Below are 17,104 nucleotides of genomic sequence, written 5' to 3' on the forward strand. Positions count from 1 at the left end.
AAAGGCTTAAAATAGCAATTATAGTTTTAATAGCTAGCCTGAACAACCAGACATTCTTCTGAAGACAAATGATAATTCACGGAATCGATTTCTGAAGGTAAAGGAGAGGGGACACCTCCTTATAATCACTGGCTGGAGAATTTTAAAATTCTCTACTTAAACTGGATAAAATTTAGGATCTATTTTGCTATTCCTTTTATTCGCGGTTTTTTAGGTTAGCTTCAAATTTGGGAGATTTAATAAGCGAAGGAATTGCCAGATAAGAAATTATGAGTATTAGCTAAAAATTATTATTGTTAGTTATCATTATTGCAAATACAATATGTCTCCATTGCCTCATGGTATGCAATCCACATTTTATATAAAGTTGCCAATAATGCGAGAACGTCAACGGCAGTACCAATAGCTCCGAATAAACCTAAGCCTGTCAATATTTTCTTCAAGGCAGAACGAGCAGCGGCTTTACCGGCAGCTCCAGCTGCTGCGGCCGTCAGGGCTCCCTTGAAGACGTCAGCCGCACCACTTAAACCCAATTCGGAAAGCCCTTTTAGAAATACCTGCCAGCAACAATTCCTGCATTTTAAGATGGCTGCACTAGGTGTCTCACAATCAGCAAGGCTGGGTTGGCAGTGATTATAATCCGCTAATGACTCACCCGTAACGTGGCGAGTAGCGAGGTCAATTGCTCCTCCAAAAGGAATCCAAGTTGAAATGTCTCTCCAGCCCATAATATTTTTATTTATTAGTGCTAAATATGTATCAGAAATCGATTTTCATGTTGCCGCGAAAACTGATTAATATAATTTACAACATCCTTAGAGGAAAGTCAAATAAAAGACTGAATGTCAGGTTAATATAAATTGGCGAGGATTAATGGTTTTTAATTCTTGTAAGTTGAAACCAATAAATTCTACAGCTGGCATGAATCCATTCTAGCTTCTTCAATACCCAAGAGCAGTAGAGAGCAGAACAACTTTATAGGTTAAAAAAGCTTAATTGATCTTCAAGACAAATTGGAGGATCCCTTTTTGAGGAAAATGTCAAAATCCTTATTTTGATTTCTTAACATCCAAATTCCTTGCGGAAAATACAGATAAACCCAATTGACAAGTATAACATGGGGCCAGACAAATGTTTACAAAAATTAAAAGGTGGATAAAAGAAAGATATTTTTTTATAGTACCCTGATTTTGACTTTTAGTGTAATTATACTTTTGGTTACGGGTTCTTCCTTACTCACATTGGCGTTAGGTAGTGATGAAACGATTCCATTTGGAACGCTAATCACTTGGACTGGAATGATTTCACTACCCTTGTCTATTTATTGGGGAGTAAAAGAGTTGAGAAAGCCATCAACCAAACTAAACAAAGTCCTTTCTAGATTCCTGAAAATCATTATTACTTTGGGAATTCTTTGGGTTCCAATATCATATTTGCTTGCTGGTAATCTATCATTTTCATTTACCGAAAAAGAATCCTTCCAGGGTGGGCAGGATGCAATGAGATGGTTTTGGAGATTTAGCTATGGAATTGCAATTGGAGCAGTATTGATAATTTCTAGCTTTTGGATTTCACTATTATTCAAAAAAGGTAAAAAGCCTTCTAACAATTTATAATTTCAAATAGACGGATTTGGTTACTCAGGAATCAGATCGGAGTTAGTAAAACTTGTTCTAAACCGTATATTTTGGATTATTAAACCCTAACTAATGGATTTACAAAACTTTTTTCATAAATCAACTAGGTATGGTAAAGACTAAAAAACCAAAAAGAAGTAACCTTTATACAAAAATTTATTTTTTTGTTTCAAGCATCATTATTCCTTTAAAGGACCTGTAGCTTTTTAGAATATCAATTTATTCGATATTCACCAAGAGAGTAATAGTAACCCATATTATGTCATTCATGGATTGATAATGTTCTCATGGTATACTCTAATAGTAATTCAAACTAATCATATCCGAAGATTAAATGTAAAAGCTCATAAAAGATTAGAAATCATTGGGTTCTTATTTCTTTTTTTGTCATTGTAAGTATAGCTTATTTGAACTTCATTGATGTTCCTTACTCCGAATTGCCATTTTTTGGTAAAGCCAATCGAAAATTCTTTCCTGTATTTGTTTTGTTAATTGGCTTTTCCAATATAAAATGGTTTCAGCCTGAATTGCATAAACATGCTTTTTTTGTGGCAATACTCTTGATGAGGGAACCTTTGTTAAGCTAAGTAGGGATGAATACTGGAACAGCAGTAGTTCCACCTGTCTATCGCTTATTTTGTGTGCCTCTATTTTCTTCTAAGAAAAGGTAGAAAGTTATTAATAACCTTATATTTCATACTTGTCTGGTATGGACAATTAGAAAAAACGAATGTTAAATCAAACTTAGTTGAATGAACATTGACCATATTTTCATATTTACTGACGATCAAGGGAAAGTTGCGGACGAATTAATTGGTTTTGGTTTATTGGAAGGTAGTAGTCGAGTTCACGTAGGACAAGGCACAACTAATCGAAAATTTTATTTTTTGAATTTCTTTTTAGAAATCCTTTGGGTTTATGATGAGAATGAGATCAAAAGCAAACAGACAAAACAGGCAGGACTTTGGCAACGTGCGGATTATAAAACAAATAGCTTTTCACCATTTGGTCTTTGCTTAGTCAATTCTAAAGAAACAGAAAAACTTTTTGAAAAAGCATTAAAATACCATTCTGATTATTTTCCAAAAGGAATGGCTATTGACATTATAAAAAATGACAAGAACCCTGATTTACCTTGGACATTTCAGTTGCCGGTTAAAGGCCAAAAAAATATTGATGATGAACCAAGAAATCATCCAAATGGAATTGAGATTTTATCAAAGGCAGTTTATGAATATCGGAATTCATTGGACGATAAATACCTTGAAAACTTCAAAGAAGTAGAGCAAATTGAATTTATTAAATCTTCAAGAAATTGGCTGAGATTGATTTTTGATAATGGTAAGCAAGATAAAGCAAAGGACTTTCAAAGGTTAAATATGACAATTGAATACTAAAATTAAGTTAAATTTTTATTCAGGTAGGAGAGAGCAGTTGTTTGCGGAGTTGGTTAGGAATTCGATTGGTTTTCCCCAAACTATTGAACTATTTAATATTGCTATTAGATAGATGTATCACCTAAATTTAACTCTCCACTTCCACGTCAAAAGCACCATTTAATATTCTTCCATTGCGCTTCATCTGTACATAAATCCGGTATTTCCCGGCAGTTGGGAAGGTGTAAGGAAAACGAACGACAGAATGATCCGGATGATCCGGGTCATCCAAGCTGGGATGTTCCATCCCCACTAACAAAAGGCTATCACGTTCCGCAGCTGGTAAAGCATTAAGCTCAGCTATGGCGCGATCCACGCTGTCTCGGAAATCGTTGGGTTTCAACAATGCATCCCAATCGACACGTCCACTACCGCTTGTTAATCGAGCTTCCATGGTTTCCTGTGAGGCCATTGAGTAAGATCCTACTGGATGGAGGTGAATGTAAACACTGCCATCTTCTTTAAATACAACTGCATGTCCCATCATGCCTAGGTAAGGATCGAGAGTTGCAGGGCTTCCATCTTTATCTTGAACTGCTAGTGTTAGATGATACAAGCTTTCCGTGGTAAACTTTCCCTCATCCGGAATTTCCAATGTGACATAGGAGCTATCTGGCAGCATGGTTCTTTTTCCAGGGCTTCCGCAAACGACAATATCCCCTCCAGGCATAATCACCTGCTTTTCACTACTTATAATGGGGTCGGTGATATAGTAGGTATCATCTGTATCTAAGAGAAGAGAATCTTTCCAGTTTTGAGCCACTATCGGATCAGCCTCTGGGATAATCACTGTATCAGCAATCGTTTCAGAAAAACCACTGAGTCTTGAGACGTCCGTAAAAACGTGGTATTCACCGGCAGGTAGTGGTGGAATAATAGTTTCAAAATGAGCGGAATCTAATCTTTGCGGATGCAAATGGGCAAAAACATCCAATTGTCCTGCTCTTACCAAAAACATATGCATTATTTTCCCATGGTCAGGGATTAAATAATTTAAACTGCGTGTCAGATAGAGCGATTCCAACTTGGTAGAGTCGACCATAAACTTCAACCTTTGTTTTTGGTCTTTTTCGTAAACAGTAGAGGTAGCGGTAAAAGGTTTATACATGAAGCGTTGGTAATCATTTTTCCAGGTATTCCACCATAAGCTTCCTCCCCAAAGAACGAGTGCCATCAATACAAAGCCCAAAGTAGCTCCCACCCAACGTTTACGTTTTATTTTTCCGGAAATTTTATCCCCAGGTTTCACGAGTGTATCGCCACTGCTTAAACCTATGATGGTAATCATAAGAATCACAAGAAATATGCCTAGCCCAGCTAGAGACCATCCTAAGGCAGGGTCCATTGACTTTTGAGCTGTGGAAACTGCCATGACCGGAATTAGAATTTTACCTTCACCCTTTTCTCCGTTTACTTCTATTTCTAAGCTAGCACTGCCTGGTGTCATCAACCATATTTCTCCTTTGAAATGCCCGGTTTCCCCCGGTACAGGTAAGGCTTGATCCGCACGAGGCGTACCTTCTGAACCTGCAAACCAATACACAGGTTTAACCATCACTTCTTTAACGGCATTATCTGCCACATAAATATCCACCTTAGCTGTGCCTGGTATCACATCAGGCGAATTGACCACAACAGTCAAACTATAAGGGCCGGCTTCCCCTTCTAGAGTAATACCGGGGCTTCCAATATGACCTTGGAGGATAAAAGCAAGGCAAATGATCGTGAAGTAAAAAAGTGTCTTTTTCATGTTGGTCTTATTTTAATTGACAACCCCAAAGCAATTCTTAAAGAAGTACAGAGAAGGTGTTTTTGCTACTGTAGGCAGGTAACGAAATTTGAAATGTAAATTCATAGCATGATTCTCAATTATCGTTTGATGCTTTGCATCCATTTCCCCCATCGGATAGAAAGTCGGGATATTAAAAAACCCATTACTAAAGCCATAGCGAGGCCTTTAACTAATGTCCAGCCGCTGCTAACCATCCAATCGGCATAAGCATAGCGAAACTCTGCATTAGGATCACTTCCAAAATACCAGCTTTCAGTTCCAAAGAACCAGTTTCTCGCGGCTTCAGACATTAGAAAATCCCCAAACGGCCATTGTACTATTAGAAGGAGAAAGAGGAAAACTGCGGCATATAAGAACGAAAGAAGCCATTTATTTTTATCTCCCATTCTCTGAGTGATGAGATCGATGCCAATAGCAGGAACAATGATCAATAAAGGAAATTCAAAAGCTTGAAAATTGGTGATTGGATTTAGTACAGGACCCAATAGCGGCTCAGCCTTAAAAAGTGGAAGAATCCACACCATCAGCATCAAGAATACAGTGTACACTAAAGCTGCGGACGTGGCTCCCCATTGATTTGGAGCAGAACGGGATACAGCCACTAATACTAAAGGAAAAATTAAACTTGCCACAATGTAAAAAAGAGTGTTGTGCATATCATGCACACTCAGATATTCTGAAGCAATTGTAAATAGCATAGTAATCACAAAGCCGGATGCTAGAGCAAAAAGAATAGATAACTTCTTCTTTAAGCTATCGTCTTGAATATCTTTTGTTATCATCCTGTTCTTTACCGACAATACCGTAATCATGGCTCCAAATTGAATGAAAATCATCCCCAAGAGTAAAACGGTATGTGGAGGAGACAAAATGGTGACATCCAATCCATAGGTGTTGTGCCACCAATCATCAAAAGGGGCGGAAGTGAGCATGGCAAAAGCACCCCAGATACAGAACAAGGCACCTAATGATCCATAGAAAAACCCCCAGAATTTATTGCTTTCTTCCTTTTCCTGTTTTGTTCCTGCAAAAGTGATTTTTAATACTTTAAATCCTGAAAATACTCCTGCCAATACACCTCCAAAATAGATGGCTAAATGAGGAGCGGAGAGAAGTCCATCTCTACCAATGCTGATATGCCAGCTGATATCCCATACAAGACCAACCATGATACTTATCGAGGCGAGCACTGTTGCATATAAGTAAGTAGGAATTTTTACTGCCGTTTTTTCCACAGCTAAATCCTGAGCGTATTCTTGTTGTAGATTGATTGTTTCCATAGGTTCGTAAAAAATTTTAATGCTAAGAAGATACCAATTTTATTTAATTTTTACATTGATGTATAGAACCTGCTACAAAAGTTTAGGGATCTATTTATCAAGAGATAACACCCTAATTATTATGGGAGTAACATGATTTGTTAAAAATGAGATATAATTCCACCGAATTGATTGATGATATTTAGAAAATAGATAGTTTAAATTTTCAACCCGATTTCCTTCAATTATCTTTTCTGAATTATTCGGTATTGCAAACTAAGATTCTTTCTATGGAACTTTAAGAAGATTAAGCAGCGCTTGACAAAGCGATATGCAGGTTGATTGCATACCCACAATAAAGTATTAATTCGTGGATATCGACAGACTCATTTGATTGTAAAATCTCGATTTGATAGTCTGTTGTTAGCTTGCGCCAATTGCTTTTAGCGATAAAATTAAGAATGGGATTTCCATTTTCGTCAAGGATAGAGAAATCAGATTTCCAAACTCCGGTTCGTTTGAGGCTAAAGCTAATTTTTTCTCCTGGTAGATTCTCAAACTGAATTTTCATTTTGCCTTTCTAGGACATGGATATTTCTCCTATTTTTCTACCAAACTTTCTGATTTCGGCATTGCTATTAAATAAACCTTTGGGGGTGATCTCGATTTTTTGATTGTCTAGAAAGCTTTCGGCTTTGCCAAGAAACCAGTTGGTGTACTTAAGTTTCACAACTTCTTTATGTTCATCTGTCAACTTAAAACTGCCGTTTCCAGAGATTGAAATAAGATTCATAATCTTTTGTGGTTAAAAAAGAAATAGAATTCGCTCTTCTTAAAATACGGAGTTTTCACGAAGTAGTTATTCCACCAATCATATTTGGAGGGGTTTTTAGCCCAAAAAATAGTATCATCGCAGCTGGAAAATATTTAACTCAAATTATAACATGAAGAACAAGTTCTTCCTCGGAATGGCAGTTGCATTAGTATCAACCATTTCGATTTCTCAAGCACAGGACAAATTAAAGAGCATGCCTGGATATGAACAATATCAGAAAATTGCTCCTCAGATTCGTAGTTCAGTTAGTTCAGGAGCAATAGCTGCCGATTGGAATGAGGATGGAGATAGCTTTGAATATGTACACTCTGGCAAGCTTTTTAAATACGATGTAAAAAAGAAAAGTACAATTGAATTGGGTGATGCCCCAAGGGTAGAAAGGCAAAGAAATAATCGCCCTGCCAGAGGGCGTCAGTATGATTCAGCAGTTTCTCCTGACGGAAAGATTAAAGCTTTCACGAGGGATAGAAATATGTACATCAGTAACCCAGATGGTTCGGGAGTCTTGGCAATCACGAGCGATGGCAACGAAGAGAATCAGGTAAAATACGGTATTGCTACTTGGGTATATGGAGAGGAATTGAGTCAAAATACAGCTATGTGGTGGTCACCAGATAGTAAGAAAATAGCTTTCTATAGATTTGTAGAGAAAGATGTCAAGAAATACTACGTATTACTAGATCAACTTGCATTATATGATTCTTTGGAAATCGAGGCATATCCTAAAGTAGGGGAACCAAATCTTCCAGTAGATTTAATGGTCTATGATTTGGAAACTAAAGAATTAAAGGAGTTGGATATCCGGGATGGAAAACCGTTCGATGATGGAGAACTTGGAACCTATATCTATGATATTTCATGGACTCCAGACGGTGAGGAATTGCTTTTCCATAGTACCAACAGGCGTCAAAATATTATGGAACTTCGGGCTGCAAATCCTGAAACCGGAAAGAGTAGAACAGTAATCAGAGAAGAATGGCTTCCTAGTTTTGTGGTGAATTCGCCAGAAATGCAAGTTTTGAAAGATGGGAATCACTTCATTTGGGCATCTGAAAGATCTGGGTTCAATAATTATTACTTATATAATTTTGATGGAACTTTGGTCAATGCCATTACTTCTCATCCTTTTGAGGTTTCCAATATTGTGAAGGTTGACGAAGAAAAAGAGCATTTGTACTACATGGCTAGATCTGGAGAAAACCATATGTTGATGCAATTGCATCGGGTAAAATTGGATGGGACTAAAGATACTCGGCTTACTGATCCAGCTTTAAATCATTCTGTTTCAATTTCTCCCGGTGGAAAATATTTCGTGGATGTTGCTCAAAAACACGATGTTGCACCTTTTACAAATTTGCTTGATTCTAAAGGAAAGGTGGTTGCTGAAGTAATGAAAAGTGACATGAGCAAGTTTGAGGAGTTGGGATTGAAAAAAGTGGAGGTATTTACATTCACTTCTAAAGATGGTGTTACAGAGCTCCATGGAATGATTCATTTCCCATCAGACTTTGATCCGTCAAAAAAATATCCCGTGATTCTAAGCAATTATGGAGGACCGGCTACCAATGCATTTAGAGAGACCTTTGTTTATCCTGATCCATTGACTGAATATGGTTTCTTGGTGCTGAATATTGATGGTAGAAATGTCAGAGGTAGAGGAAAGAAACTGTTGGATCAGTTGTATGGTAATCTTGGATTAGTTGAAATGGATGATTTTGCCGAAGGGATAAAATCACTTCATAGCAGACCCTATTTTGATAAAAATCGGGTAGGGGTTTATGGAACTTCCTATGGAGGAACTACTGCAGCGTCCATGCTTTTAAGATTCCCAGAGCTCGTTCATGCAGCAGTAGCTAACTCTTCTGTAACAGATTGGAGGTTATATGACAATATCTATACCGAGCGCTTTATGAGTACCTTGGATAATAATCTGGAAGGTTATGAACGATTTAGCTTGATGAATAAAGCCGATCAATTGAAAGGAGAACTATTGGTCTTCTTTGGTACTGCAGATAATAATGTGCATCCATCCAATTCACTTCAATTGATAAAAGCATTCCAGGATGCAGGAAAAAGTATCGAGGTTCAGATAGCTCCTGACGGAGGTCATACAGCTTTGAATCGTGATCGAATGATGGAATTTTTTATTGAGCACTTAGTGACGGATTATAAGGAAGTCGTTAGATAAATAGAGAATGCTTATTAATTTTCAGAGGATATCAGTCGATAATTAACTGTTGTTTAGCACAGATTGAATTTTCTACTGGGTTTAATAAAAAAAGCGAAGTTTAAAACTTCGCTTTTTTTATTTTTCACATTTTGATTTAAAAATCAGTCCACTGTCTTAAAGACTGATTCTATGAACCGCTCAGGATTAATAAAGCCTGTTCCAAACGATGCATCCCATTCTTTAGAAAGATTCATTTTCTGAACTTCCTCCAAACTTTTTCCTTGGGATTTGGCAGTTTTCACACGATCACGAACGGTATCTATCATGTCTCGATAGGATTTGAGAGTAGCTCGGTCCGCAACCTTTCCATGGCCTGGGATAATTTTAGTTTGGTCATTGACCAAAAATAGAGCCCTGTTCAAGTTAGTAATCAAACCTTCAATGTCTCCGTTGGAATTGATGTCAATAAATGGATATCCACCATTCGGGAAATTATCTGCAAGATGGATCACATTGCTTTCGGGGAAATAAATAAATGAATCTCCGTCCGTGTGGGCATTTTCCATGTGGAAGATCATCATCGTGTTATATGGGTCCAGATGGATGGTCATTTCATCTGTAAATGTAATTTCAGGAAGCGCATCAAAAGGTGTTGAGGAAACTGTTTCCCCTGTTCTAGGTTGGCTCATTCTTTTTCTTACGGCATCATTTGCCACGATAGTAGCCCCTGCATTAGCCATATTTTCATTTCCTCCAACATGATCTCCATGCCAATGCGTATTGACAACATACTTGAGGGGTTTATCTGTGATTTCTCTTACAGCAGCCAGAATTTTTTCTGAGAGTTGTCCAAATTGATCATCAATCATATAGGCATAATCTTCGCCTATGGCTAAACCAATGTTTCCACCTGATCCAAAAAGCACATAAATATTAGGAGCTAATTGTTCTGAGGTGATGGTGACATTTTCCATTCCTGATTGAGCCTTTGAAATACCTGCAAATAGCAAGCAGGATAAAATTATAAAGATTAACTTTTTCATCGGTTGGTTTTTTTTATCAACATGTTATTTGAATTCCTGACTGATACTTGAGCAGACTTGAATTCTTTGAAAGTACTAAATAAAACTCATTAGAAACTCGGAATTCAATTTTATGACAACTCCTGAAATTGAAAGATGTTATTGAATATGATTTCAGTCCTTAAATCAGAATACGATCCATTTTACATTGATCCATAAAAAAAGCGAAGTCTAGAACTTCGCTTTTTACCATTTCTTTATTTGAATAGCATTGGAGCAAAAATACTCAAGTAATCCCTCCAATTGGCCCAGGTATGACCACCTTCACTTTCATAGTATTCGTGCTCAAAATCAACTTTGTCAAGAATGGAAAGTAAGCGTTTGTTGGAATCCATTACAAAATCATCTACACCACAACCGACCCAATACTTTTTAACATTACTTGATTTCAAGGCAGCAAATTTCATTTCTAACTCAGCCATGTTTGCATTGGCATCAAAAATACCACTGCTAAATACGCCGATATATCCAAAAGTACCTGGATATTCAATACTAGCAGTAATTGTATGTGCACCCCCCATTGATAAACCTGCAAGAGCTCTACCATCCTTATTTTTAATGACTCTATAGTTTTTTTCAATGTAAGGAACCACGTCTTCTACCAAGCTTTTCTCGAATTTACCTTGAAATTGTCCATAGGTTTCGCGGGTAATCGGGCCAATTCCAGGCTTAGTTCTCAATGTACTTGTTTGCCAGGCATTGCCATTGGTCATGACAATAAGCATAGGAGAGGCCTTGCCCTCAGCAATCAGATTATCCAAAATATTATTGGCTCTACCTAAGGCAGTCCATGCATCTTCGTCTCCACCAGCTCCATGCAACAAGTACAAAACTGGATATTCTTTTGTGTTGGATTCGTATCCTGGAGGTGTATATACATACATTCTTCTGTAACTATCCAAGCTGGGTGATTGATACCAAACCTTGGAGACATTGCCGTGAGGCGTCTCATTGAGTTCAAAAACTTCAGCACCATCACCAGGCACCATCAGTAAACTTGCATATCGCGTCCCATCTCTTAATGCTTGAGGGTTAGTAGGATCAATTGCTGATACACCATCTATGAAGAAGTTATAATGATACATGGATGACTCTAATGGATCGATGCTCACAGACCAAACCCCGTTCTCACCTTTTTCCAAAGGCAATCTGTCCCTGAAACCCATCCAACTTCCGTTGACTTCAACTTTGTTGGCATCAGGCGAAAAGACGCGAAAGGTAACAGAATTATCTGCCCCGAGTTCCGGAGAGACAACCTGTGGTGCTTGCATGGCAGAGATTTCCTGCGCATTGGAAACATAAGAACTACCAATCAGTAAAAAGGTAGCAAGTAAAAGTTTAATAGATTTGAGATTCATAGTTTTGGGTTGTTTATAGGTTGATTTTTGTTGTGAAATTTAAGGAATCAAGCCAACTGATGGATCAAGTAAGTCTTCCTTATATTTCACCTATTTCATAATTTATTGCATTTTAATGGAGAATACTATTCTTGTGAAACATCTCTGAAGACATTGGTGATATGTGGTAAAGCGATATATAATGCAGAATTCCAATATTCCCAAGTATGGCCTCCATCTCTGATTCGCAGTTGATAGGGGATTTTTTTTGCTCTTAGTGCAGATACAAATTCAATGTTAGCATTATAGGTGAAATCATCATCTCCACAATCGATGAACCAGTCAACAGTTTTCAATTGATTTACTTTTTCCGGAGAAGCACTTTGCAAAAGTTTTACTGCATTGTTCCTTTCTACAATCTGCTGTCGTTTTTCAGTCTCTGGATCGTTAGGGTCTAAGAAAGACAAATTCATTCTATATAAATAACCACTCATAGCGTAAGCTGCTGCAAACATTTCAGGGTGATGCTGAGCGTAAACTAAGGTTCCCCCGCCTCCCATGGAAAGCCCTGCAACTGCGCGGTGATTTTTGTCAGGGATTGCTCTGTAATTAGATTCTATATATGGAATCAGTTCTTCAAAGAAATAATCTTCATATCTCCATTCGGTATCATTGAAATAATTCATATTGATTTTACCTGCCTCTGGGCAGACGATGATCATTTCTTCCGCAGCTTTTGAATTGATAACTTGATTGGCAGCATCCAGTAATCTTCCCTTTTCTGGCCAGGCAGTGTGAGTGTCGCCGCCACCATGAAGCAGGTAGAGGACAGGGTATTTTTTGGTGCGATAAGTATCGTAGCTTTTAGGTAAATAAACCGCAAACTCCCTTTCCACTCCCAAGATTTCACTTGGCATCGAAGAGTATTCAATTCTTCCTGATGCTGGCATCTGTGCAAAAACCTGAATGGCCAACATGCCCAAAATGAGGAAGATTGTAAATTTTTTCATAGGATTATGGGGTTCTCCCAAGTCTTTGAAGAAATGACTTAGATAAAAAAGCCCTGCATAAATTGAGTGATTTATACAGGGCAAAAGAATTTATTGAAATAATCGGGGAGCAAATTGGGTGAGATAAACCCTCCAGTTTCTCCAGATATGTCCTCCTTCAGATTCTACATATTGATAAGGCATTCCAATAGAATCAAGTTTGGCTCTATATTCTTTATTGGCATCGTATAAGAAGTCTGTTTTGCCTATTCCTATCCAATACAACTTGTAGCCATTGTCCATTTGGGTTTTGAGAGTTCCGTCGATATCGCTATATACTTTGCCTGTGGCATCTTCTCTGGGCATAATTGCCGCAGAGAACAGACCGATGTAATCAAACATATTCGGATAATATCTGGAAATATGCATGGTATGATAGCCTCCCATAGAAAGACCAGCAATCGCTCGATGCGCTTTATCTGCTTTGACTTGATAATTGCTTTCTACAAATTTTACGATATCCATAAAATTTGCCTCATAGGTACCATCCATCGTTTTGGGAACCATAAACTGAGGTTTGTACATGCCATCATTTCCTTCTCCTGGAGCTGCATCCTGGATCACATTTCCATTTGGCATCACAACAATCATGGGTTTTGCTTTGCCCAGAGCAATCAAATTATCCATGATTTGAGCTGTTCTACCTAAAGCAATCCATGCTTCTTCGTCACCACCAGCCCCATGTAATAAATAAAGGACAGGAAATTGTTCATTTGATTTTTCATACCCTGGAGGAGTGTAGATCGTTATTCTTCGGTCCATCCCCAAACCAGGCGAATCATACCATCTTCTGGCAACAGTGCCATGGGGAACATCTTTTACTCGGTATAATGCTGCCTGGTCTTCACCTACTAAAAAAACGTTGGTGACTGAAGCCACGTCTCGTATTAGAAATGGATTGTTAGGGTCTGTAGTCTTTAATCCGTCCACAATAAATGAATAGCTGTACAACTCAGGGGAGAGGGGTTCGGACGTAAAGGACCAAATGCCTTTATCACCTTTGATTAAGTCAGCTTTTCCAGGACCGTCCATTTCTCCCATTGGGGTTTCCATTTTTTCTGTAGGAAGAAAATCACCCGTAATTTGAACTGATTTTGCATTTGGAGCAGCAAAGCGGAAGGTTACCGTGCCGTTTTCATGAATTTCTGGTGAGGTAATTTGTTGCGCACCAAATAAGGATTCTTGGGCGATGGCCTGAATTCCAATCAGAAAAACCGATAAGAAGGTCCAGAGAAAATGTTTTTTCATGGTATGTGTTAAATTTTAAAATATATCCTGATTTTGAAAGTGTATATTTCACTTGCTAAATCTATTGTTTCAAAATGACAATTACTAAAATTTAAAAATAATTTTCTTCCAAACAGTTTGTTGAGAAAGTTTTAAGGATAGTCCGATAGATTTATTGGAAATTAAAAAAATGAGGTTTTCCTGGAATTCGTCAACTTATCTTGGACTTCTTGAATCGCTTCTGCTATTACTTTTTTGACTTCTTCAAATGTTGTCTTTGGATGATTATTCCAATCCATTAACCGATGGGCAGTTACTCTTCCATCTTCGTATTTCTCTAAAGTAAAGCGGACCTGTTGCATGGCAGCCCTTCTGTGTTCGTATTCACCAGCCACATCCACAGAAGCTTTGAAAAGGGCACAAAATAGACTATAGCTTCCATTGGATATATCATCATCACATTCCCGGTCATCATTCTTGTTCCAAACCGAAGCATCCGAAAGAATTAAATCTGCCTTTTGGATAATCTTGAGATCCAATGAGTCGAAAAGCAAATTCCTGTCTTCAGTTTGGGAAAAAGTAACTTGATGTATAAATAGGAATATGCCGATAATGAACATTCTCTTCATTTTGCCAGAAGTTTTAGAAGTGATCAATCTATTGAGGTTTTAGAAAAATTATTCTGCTATTTCTTGCTTCTTTTCAAAAACTGAAGCATCGATAAGCTGAGTAATTTATTCGATAAAACTGGGCAAAGAATCCAGGCTAACCTTTGCATACTTTATTCGGTTTTCAGCAATCCTTTAATAATTGGTAATGCAACAATTATTAAAGAATTGATTTTTAGTTGATATTATAACGTTAAGGTTTTTTTAAGGAGAGGCGTTTTTTCCTTCTGTTTTCTACCAACCAATAAGCTACAGCTATATTTGGCACCCAACAAAGCCAAGCCACAACCCGATATGCTGGAATGAACCCACCCATGATATTTTCTAAAATAGGTAAGTAAATTCTCAAAGTTACGGCTGCAAAACAGGCAGCATAACTATATATCATCCAGTTTTCATGCGCATCAAAATCCTTGGCCTTTGCAGTTTTCCATCCCATCATTGTTGTTGCCAGCCATGTTATGCCCAAGAGTCCAAATCCTAAACTTGCTATGATACCACCTAAGGTATAGATTGCTACATAAACCCCAGCAAGCCCGGAGAAAAATACAGCGGTAACATATACCATCCCGATTTTTTTATGAAGCTTCCTATTTCGATCTCTTAATTTTTGATTGAACTGGATCCATCCAATTGCCAAAGCCAATCCACCAAGGACGATGTGTGTATAAAAAGCCGAATTCCAAATAAAGTTGGATAATTGCTCCGAATCATGTGAATTCAAAACTCCGAACTGCCGACCAAAAACAAAATAGAGCAAAGGGTATAACCCAATTACAATGCTGAAAAAAGCAAAAAGAAACCAAATAGCTTTCGAATAAAGTGTCTTCATTAAAAATTAGTTGTTTTATCTATCCTTAAAGATATTGAATTGCTTCTTTAAAAAAACGTTTCATAAAACACTCTAAAATTCTCAAAAAAAAACCTCATTACTTTTTAGAATGAGGACAAAAGGTATTTTTAATACTTTTCAGGATCTAAGAGCGCTAAGAATTTCAAATGGTTAAGATGTTTTTTCTATAAATTTAAACGCTTGATCCAATTGTGAAATATCGAAATATCGTTCTTCTCTTCCTTTGGAAGATCTTTGGAAAAACCAATTGTCTATCGGTACTAGCGCTTTCAAAATATTAGAATGCGCTACAACTGCAACATGACCCATTTGCTTATAATTTCGAAGTGTATAGATTATATCTTCGAAAAATACCTTGATAGAGGATTTTGAAATTTTAGCCTCATCGAGCTTGATCAGGATATTGATAGGATCAAATCCTTTTTCTTTTTTGTCTTCAAATAGTTTTTGTAAAAACTTCTCATCAGTTTCAGTAAACCCATCAATAATTTCAATTGCGAGAATACCATTTTTATAGGTTTTTAATTGCTCTACCATGAATCTATTTAGTTTAGTGTTTACTTATTCAAATACACTTCCAATTGGTCAAAAGTTCCTGTGAATCCTTCCTCCATTTGAGAAATACTTTCTGAAAACACAGCCTTTGAAGCATCGGATGCATTGTGTGGAAAAGAGACCAAATCAATTCTTGTCTTTCCATCTTCTTCATAAAATTCTAAATCCAGCATCATTTCTAACGGCCAGTCTGGACCAAAAGGGATTTCAGGGGCTTTTACTGTTTCTCCAGCTTCATTTGAAAAGCAATTAATAACACTCAATTTATGGGGTTCTTTTATATTTTTGAAAACCCATTTAGCCCACATATCAAAAGCATCACTTTTTAGGACGAAATGAAAGACTCCATTTGGATGAAAATCAAATTTTCTTGTCTCCATTTCAAAACCTTCTGGTCCCCACCATTTTTGTAAACTTTCTGATGTGGTAAAAGCTTCGTAAACAGTTTCAATAGATTGTGGGAAATAACGTGAAATATGAAGTTGCTTGTACATGTCAAAAAAGATCAAATAATTTTAAAAGTAATATTACAAAAAAGGTTAATAAGTTTGATCTAAGTCCAATTTAAAGAATTCTTTTAAGTTTAAGATACTGTAATAGTAAGATCGTTTTTGCATCTTTGATTTCACCGGTATTAACCATCTCTAAAGCTTTTTCAAATGGTAGTTCCAAAACCTCAATGTTTTCTTCTTCATGATCTACTCCACCTCCTTCACTGACCTTCATTTCTTTGGAATATGTAGCAATGAAAAAATATAGTATTTCAGTTACAGATCCAGGAGACATATAAGCTTCTAATACTTTTTCAACATTCTCCACTTGGTATCCAGTTTCTTCCTCTGTTTCTCTACGGATACATTCTTCTGGATTTTCCTGATCCAATAGGCCAGCACAGGCTTCAATCATCATTCCAGTTTCATTTCCATTCATATAGGTAGGAAGCCGGAATTGACGAGTTAAGATTACTGACTTTTTTTCTTGATTATATAAAAGTATAGTGGCACCATTTCCTCTGTCGTATGCTTCTCGAACTTGAGTGATGACCTCCTCATTTTCCTTTTTATATTGAAATGTAATTTTCCGAAGCGTATACCAATTGTCTGAAAGTACTTCAGTTTTTAAAATTTTAGGATCTTTAATCATGAATCATATTGTTAAAAAGAAACCCAGAGTTCTATTCTGGGTCTAATAAACTTTAAAAGGA

The 17,104-nt window shown here is 37.1% G+C and carries 17 protein-coding genes; 3 read left to right on the plus strand and 14 right to left on the minus strand.

Annotated features, from left to right (window positions below):
• Positions 1 to 296: 296 nt before the first annotated feature.
• Positions 297 to 728, minus strand: coding sequence for a hypothetical protein (locus AAGF08_RS16410; protein WP_343512400.1), 432 nt, complete (start codon positions 726 to 728; stop codon positions 297 to 299).
• 423 nt (positions 729 to 1,151) lie between these two features.
• Here AAGF08_RS16410 and AAGF08_RS16415 point away from each other — a divergent pair, with 423 nt between their 5' ends.
• Both AAGF08_RS16415 and AAGF08_RS16420 read left to right on the plus strand, forming a co-directional pair.
• A complete protein-coding gene (locus tag AAGF08_RS16415) occupies positions 1,152 to 1,616 on the plus strand; it encodes a hypothetical protein (protein ID WP_343512401.1) in 465 nt (154 codons plus the stop codon).
• A 773-nt stretch (positions 1,617 to 2,389) separates the two neighbouring features.
• Positions 2,390 to 3,034 (plus strand): hypothetical protein, encoded by a 645-nt coding sequence (locus tag AAGF08_RS16420; protein ID WP_343512402.1) that lies wholly within the window; start codon positions 2,390 to 2,392, stop codon positions 3,032 to 3,034.
• Between the two features lie 127 nt (positions 3,035 to 3,161).
• Here the strand turns inward: AAGF08_RS16420 and AAGF08_RS16425 are convergent, their stop codons facing one another.
• From AAGF08_RS16425 to AAGF08_RS16440, 4 genes are all read right to left on the minus strand, one after another.
• On the minus strand, positions 3,162 to 4,823 hold the full coding sequence (locus AAGF08_RS16425) for a hypothetical protein (RefSeq protein WP_343512403.1): 1,662 nt from the start codon (positions 4,821 to 4,823) through the stop codon (positions 3,162 to 3,164).
• A gap of 119 nt (positions 4,824 to 4,942) precedes the next feature.
• The gene (locus tag AAGF08_RS16430; protein WP_343512404.1) at positions 4,943 to 6,145 is read right to left on the minus strand and encodes a hypothetical protein; all 1,203 of its coding nucleotides are present in this window, start codon (positions 6,143 to 6,145) and stop codon (positions 4,943 to 4,945) included.
• Between the two features lie 286 nt (positions 6,146 to 6,431).
• Positions 6,432 to 6,695, minus strand: a complete 264-nt coding sequence (locus tag AAGF08_RS16435; RefSeq protein ID WP_343512405.1) for a hypothetical protein — start codon at positions 6,693 to 6,695, stop codon at positions 6,432 to 6,434.
• Positions 6,696 to 6,704: 9 nt separating this feature from the next.
• Entirely contained in the window at positions 6,705 to 6,917 is a 213-nt protein-coding gene (locus tag AAGF08_RS16440) for a hypothetical protein (RefSeq protein ID WP_343512407.1), read from the minus strand.
• A 151-nt stretch (positions 6,918 to 7,068) separates the two neighbouring features.
• Between AAGF08_RS16440 and AAGF08_RS16445 the strand changes: the two genes are divergently transcribed.
• Complete coding sequence (locus AAGF08_RS16445) at positions 7,069 to 9,147, plus strand: DPP IV N-terminal domain-containing protein (protein ID WP_343512408.1); 2,079 nt, start codon at positions 7,069 to 7,071, stop codon at positions 9,145 to 9,147.
• 143 nt (positions 9,148 to 9,290) lie between these two features.
• Here AAGF08_RS16445 and AAGF08_RS16450 read toward each other — a convergent pair whose 3' ends face one another.
• From AAGF08_RS16450 to nudK, 9 genes are all read right to left on the minus strand, one after another.
• Positions 9,291 to 10,172, minus strand: coding sequence for an MBL fold metallo-hydrolase (locus AAGF08_RS16450; protein ID WP_343512410.1), 882 nt, complete (start codon positions 10,170 to 10,172; stop codon positions 9,291 to 9,293).
• A gap of 236 nt (positions 10,173 to 10,408) precedes the next feature.
• Positions 10,409 to 11,569, minus strand: coding sequence for an alpha/beta hydrolase-fold protein (locus AAGF08_RS16455; protein ID WP_343512412.1), 1,161 nt, complete (start codon positions 11,567 to 11,569; stop codon positions 10,409 to 10,411).
• A 125-nt stretch (positions 11,570 to 11,694) separates the two neighbouring features.
• A complete protein-coding gene (locus AAGF08_RS16460; protein ID WP_343512413.1) occupies positions 11,695 to 12,558 on the minus strand; it encodes an alpha/beta hydrolase family protein in 864 nt (287 codons plus the stop codon).
• A 90-nt stretch (positions 12,559 to 12,648) separates the two neighbouring features.
• Positions 12,649 to 13,845, minus strand: coding sequence for an alpha/beta hydrolase-fold protein (locus AAGF08_RS16465; protein WP_343512414.1), 1,197 nt, complete (start codon positions 13,843 to 13,845; stop codon positions 12,649 to 12,651).
• Between the two features lie 161 nt (positions 13,846 to 14,006).
• Positions 14,007 to 14,453: a hypothetical protein gene (locus AAGF08_RS16470; RefSeq protein ID WP_343512415.1), complete on the minus strand. Its 447-nt coding sequence runs from the start codon at positions 14,451 to 14,453 to the stop codon at positions 14,007 to 14,009.
• A gap of 232 nt (positions 14,454 to 14,685) precedes the next feature.
• A complete protein-coding gene (locus AAGF08_RS16475; RefSeq protein WP_343512416.1) occupies positions 14,686 to 15,324 on the minus strand; it encodes a DUF2306 domain-containing protein in 639 nt (212 codons plus the stop codon).
• 171 nt (positions 15,325 to 15,495) lie between these two features.
• Positions 15,496 to 15,882, minus strand: coding sequence for an STAS/SEC14 domain-containing protein (locus AAGF08_RS16480; RefSeq protein ID WP_343512417.1), 387 nt, complete (start codon positions 15,880 to 15,882; stop codon positions 15,496 to 15,498).
• 20 nt (positions 15,883 to 15,902) lie between these two features.
• Entirely contained in the window at positions 15,903 to 16,394 is a 492-nt protein-coding gene (locus tag AAGF08_RS16485) for an SRPBCC domain-containing protein (protein ID WP_343512418.1), read from the minus strand.
• A gap of 70 nt (positions 16,395 to 16,464) precedes the next feature.
• Positions 16,465 to 17,043, minus strand: coding sequence for a GDP-mannose pyrophosphatase NudK (gene nudK, locus AAGF08_RS16490; protein WP_343512419.1), 579 nt, complete (start codon positions 17,041 to 17,043; stop codon positions 16,465 to 16,467).
• Between the last annotated feature and the right edge of the window lie 61 nt (positions 17,044 to 17,104).

Origin of the sequence: Algoriphagus sp. SE2, from assembly GCF_039563885.1 — a bacterium.
In the GTDB taxonomy this organism is placed as follows: domain Bacteria; phylum Bacteroidota; class Bacteroidia; order Cytophagales; family Cyclobacteriaceae; genus Algoriphagus.

Bases quoted from the DNA above. Each gene is read 5' to 3' on its own strand.
- AAGF08_RS16425 (WP_343512403.1), bottom strand. From the start codon at position 4,823: ATGAAAAAGACACTTTTTTACTTCACGATCATTTGCCTTGCTTTTATC.
- AAGF08_RS16480 (WP_343512417.1), bottom strand. From the start codon at position 15,882: ATGGTAGAGCAATTAAAAACCTATAAAAATGGTATTCTCGCAATTGAA.
- AAGF08_RS16435 (WP_343512405.1), bottom strand. From the start codon at position 6,695: ATGAAAATTCAGTTTGAGAATCTACCAGGAGAAAAAATTAGCTTTAGC.
- AAGF08_RS16420 (WP_343512402.1), top strand. From the start codon at position 2,390: ATGAACATTGACCATATTTTCATATTTACTGACGATCAAGGGAAAGTT.
- AAGF08_RS16465 (WP_343512414.1), bottom strand. From the start codon at position 13,845: ATGAAAAAACATTTTCTCTGGACCTTCTTATCGGTTTTTCTGATTGGA.
- AAGF08_RS16445 (WP_343512408.1), top strand. From the start codon at position 7,069: ATGAAGAACAAGTTCTTCCTCGGAATGGCAGTTGCATTAGTATCAACC.
- AAGF08_RS16455 (WP_343512412.1), bottom strand. From the start codon at position 11,569: ATGAATCTCAAATCTATTAAACTTTTACTTGCTACCTTTTTACTGATT.
- AAGF08_RS16470 (WP_343512415.1), bottom strand. From the start codon at position 14,453: ATGAAGAGAATGTTCATTATCGGCATATTCCTATTTATACATCAAGTT.
- nudK (WP_343512419.1), bottom strand. From the start codon at position 17,043: ATGATTAAAGATCCTAAAATTTTAAAAACTGAAGTACTTTCAGACAAT.
- AAGF08_RS16440 (WP_343512407.1), bottom strand. From the start codon at position 6,917: ATGAATCTTATTTCAATCTCTGGAAACGGCAGTTTTAAGTTGACAGAT.
- AAGF08_RS16430 (WP_343512404.1), bottom strand. From the start codon at position 6,145: ATGGAAACAATCAATCTACAACAAGAATACGCTCAGGATTTAGCTGTG.
- AAGF08_RS16475 (WP_343512416.1), bottom strand. From the start codon at position 15,324: ATGAAGACACTTTATTCGAAAGCTATTTGGTTTCTTTTTGCTTTTTTC.
- AAGF08_RS16485 (WP_343512418.1), bottom strand. From the start codon at position 16,394: ATGTACAAGCAACTTCATATTTCACGTTATTTCCCACAATCTATTGAA.
- AAGF08_RS16460 (WP_343512413.1), bottom strand. From the start codon at position 12,558: ATGAAAAAATTTACAATCTTCCTCATTTTGGGCATGTTGGCCATTCAG.
- AAGF08_RS16450 (WP_343512410.1), bottom strand. From the start codon at position 10,172: ATGAAAAAGTTAATCTTTATAATTTTATCCTGCTTGCTATTTGCAGGT.
- AAGF08_RS16410 (WP_343512400.1), bottom strand. From the start codon at position 728: ATGGGCTGGAGAGACATTTCAACTTGGATTCCTTTTGGAGGAGCAATT.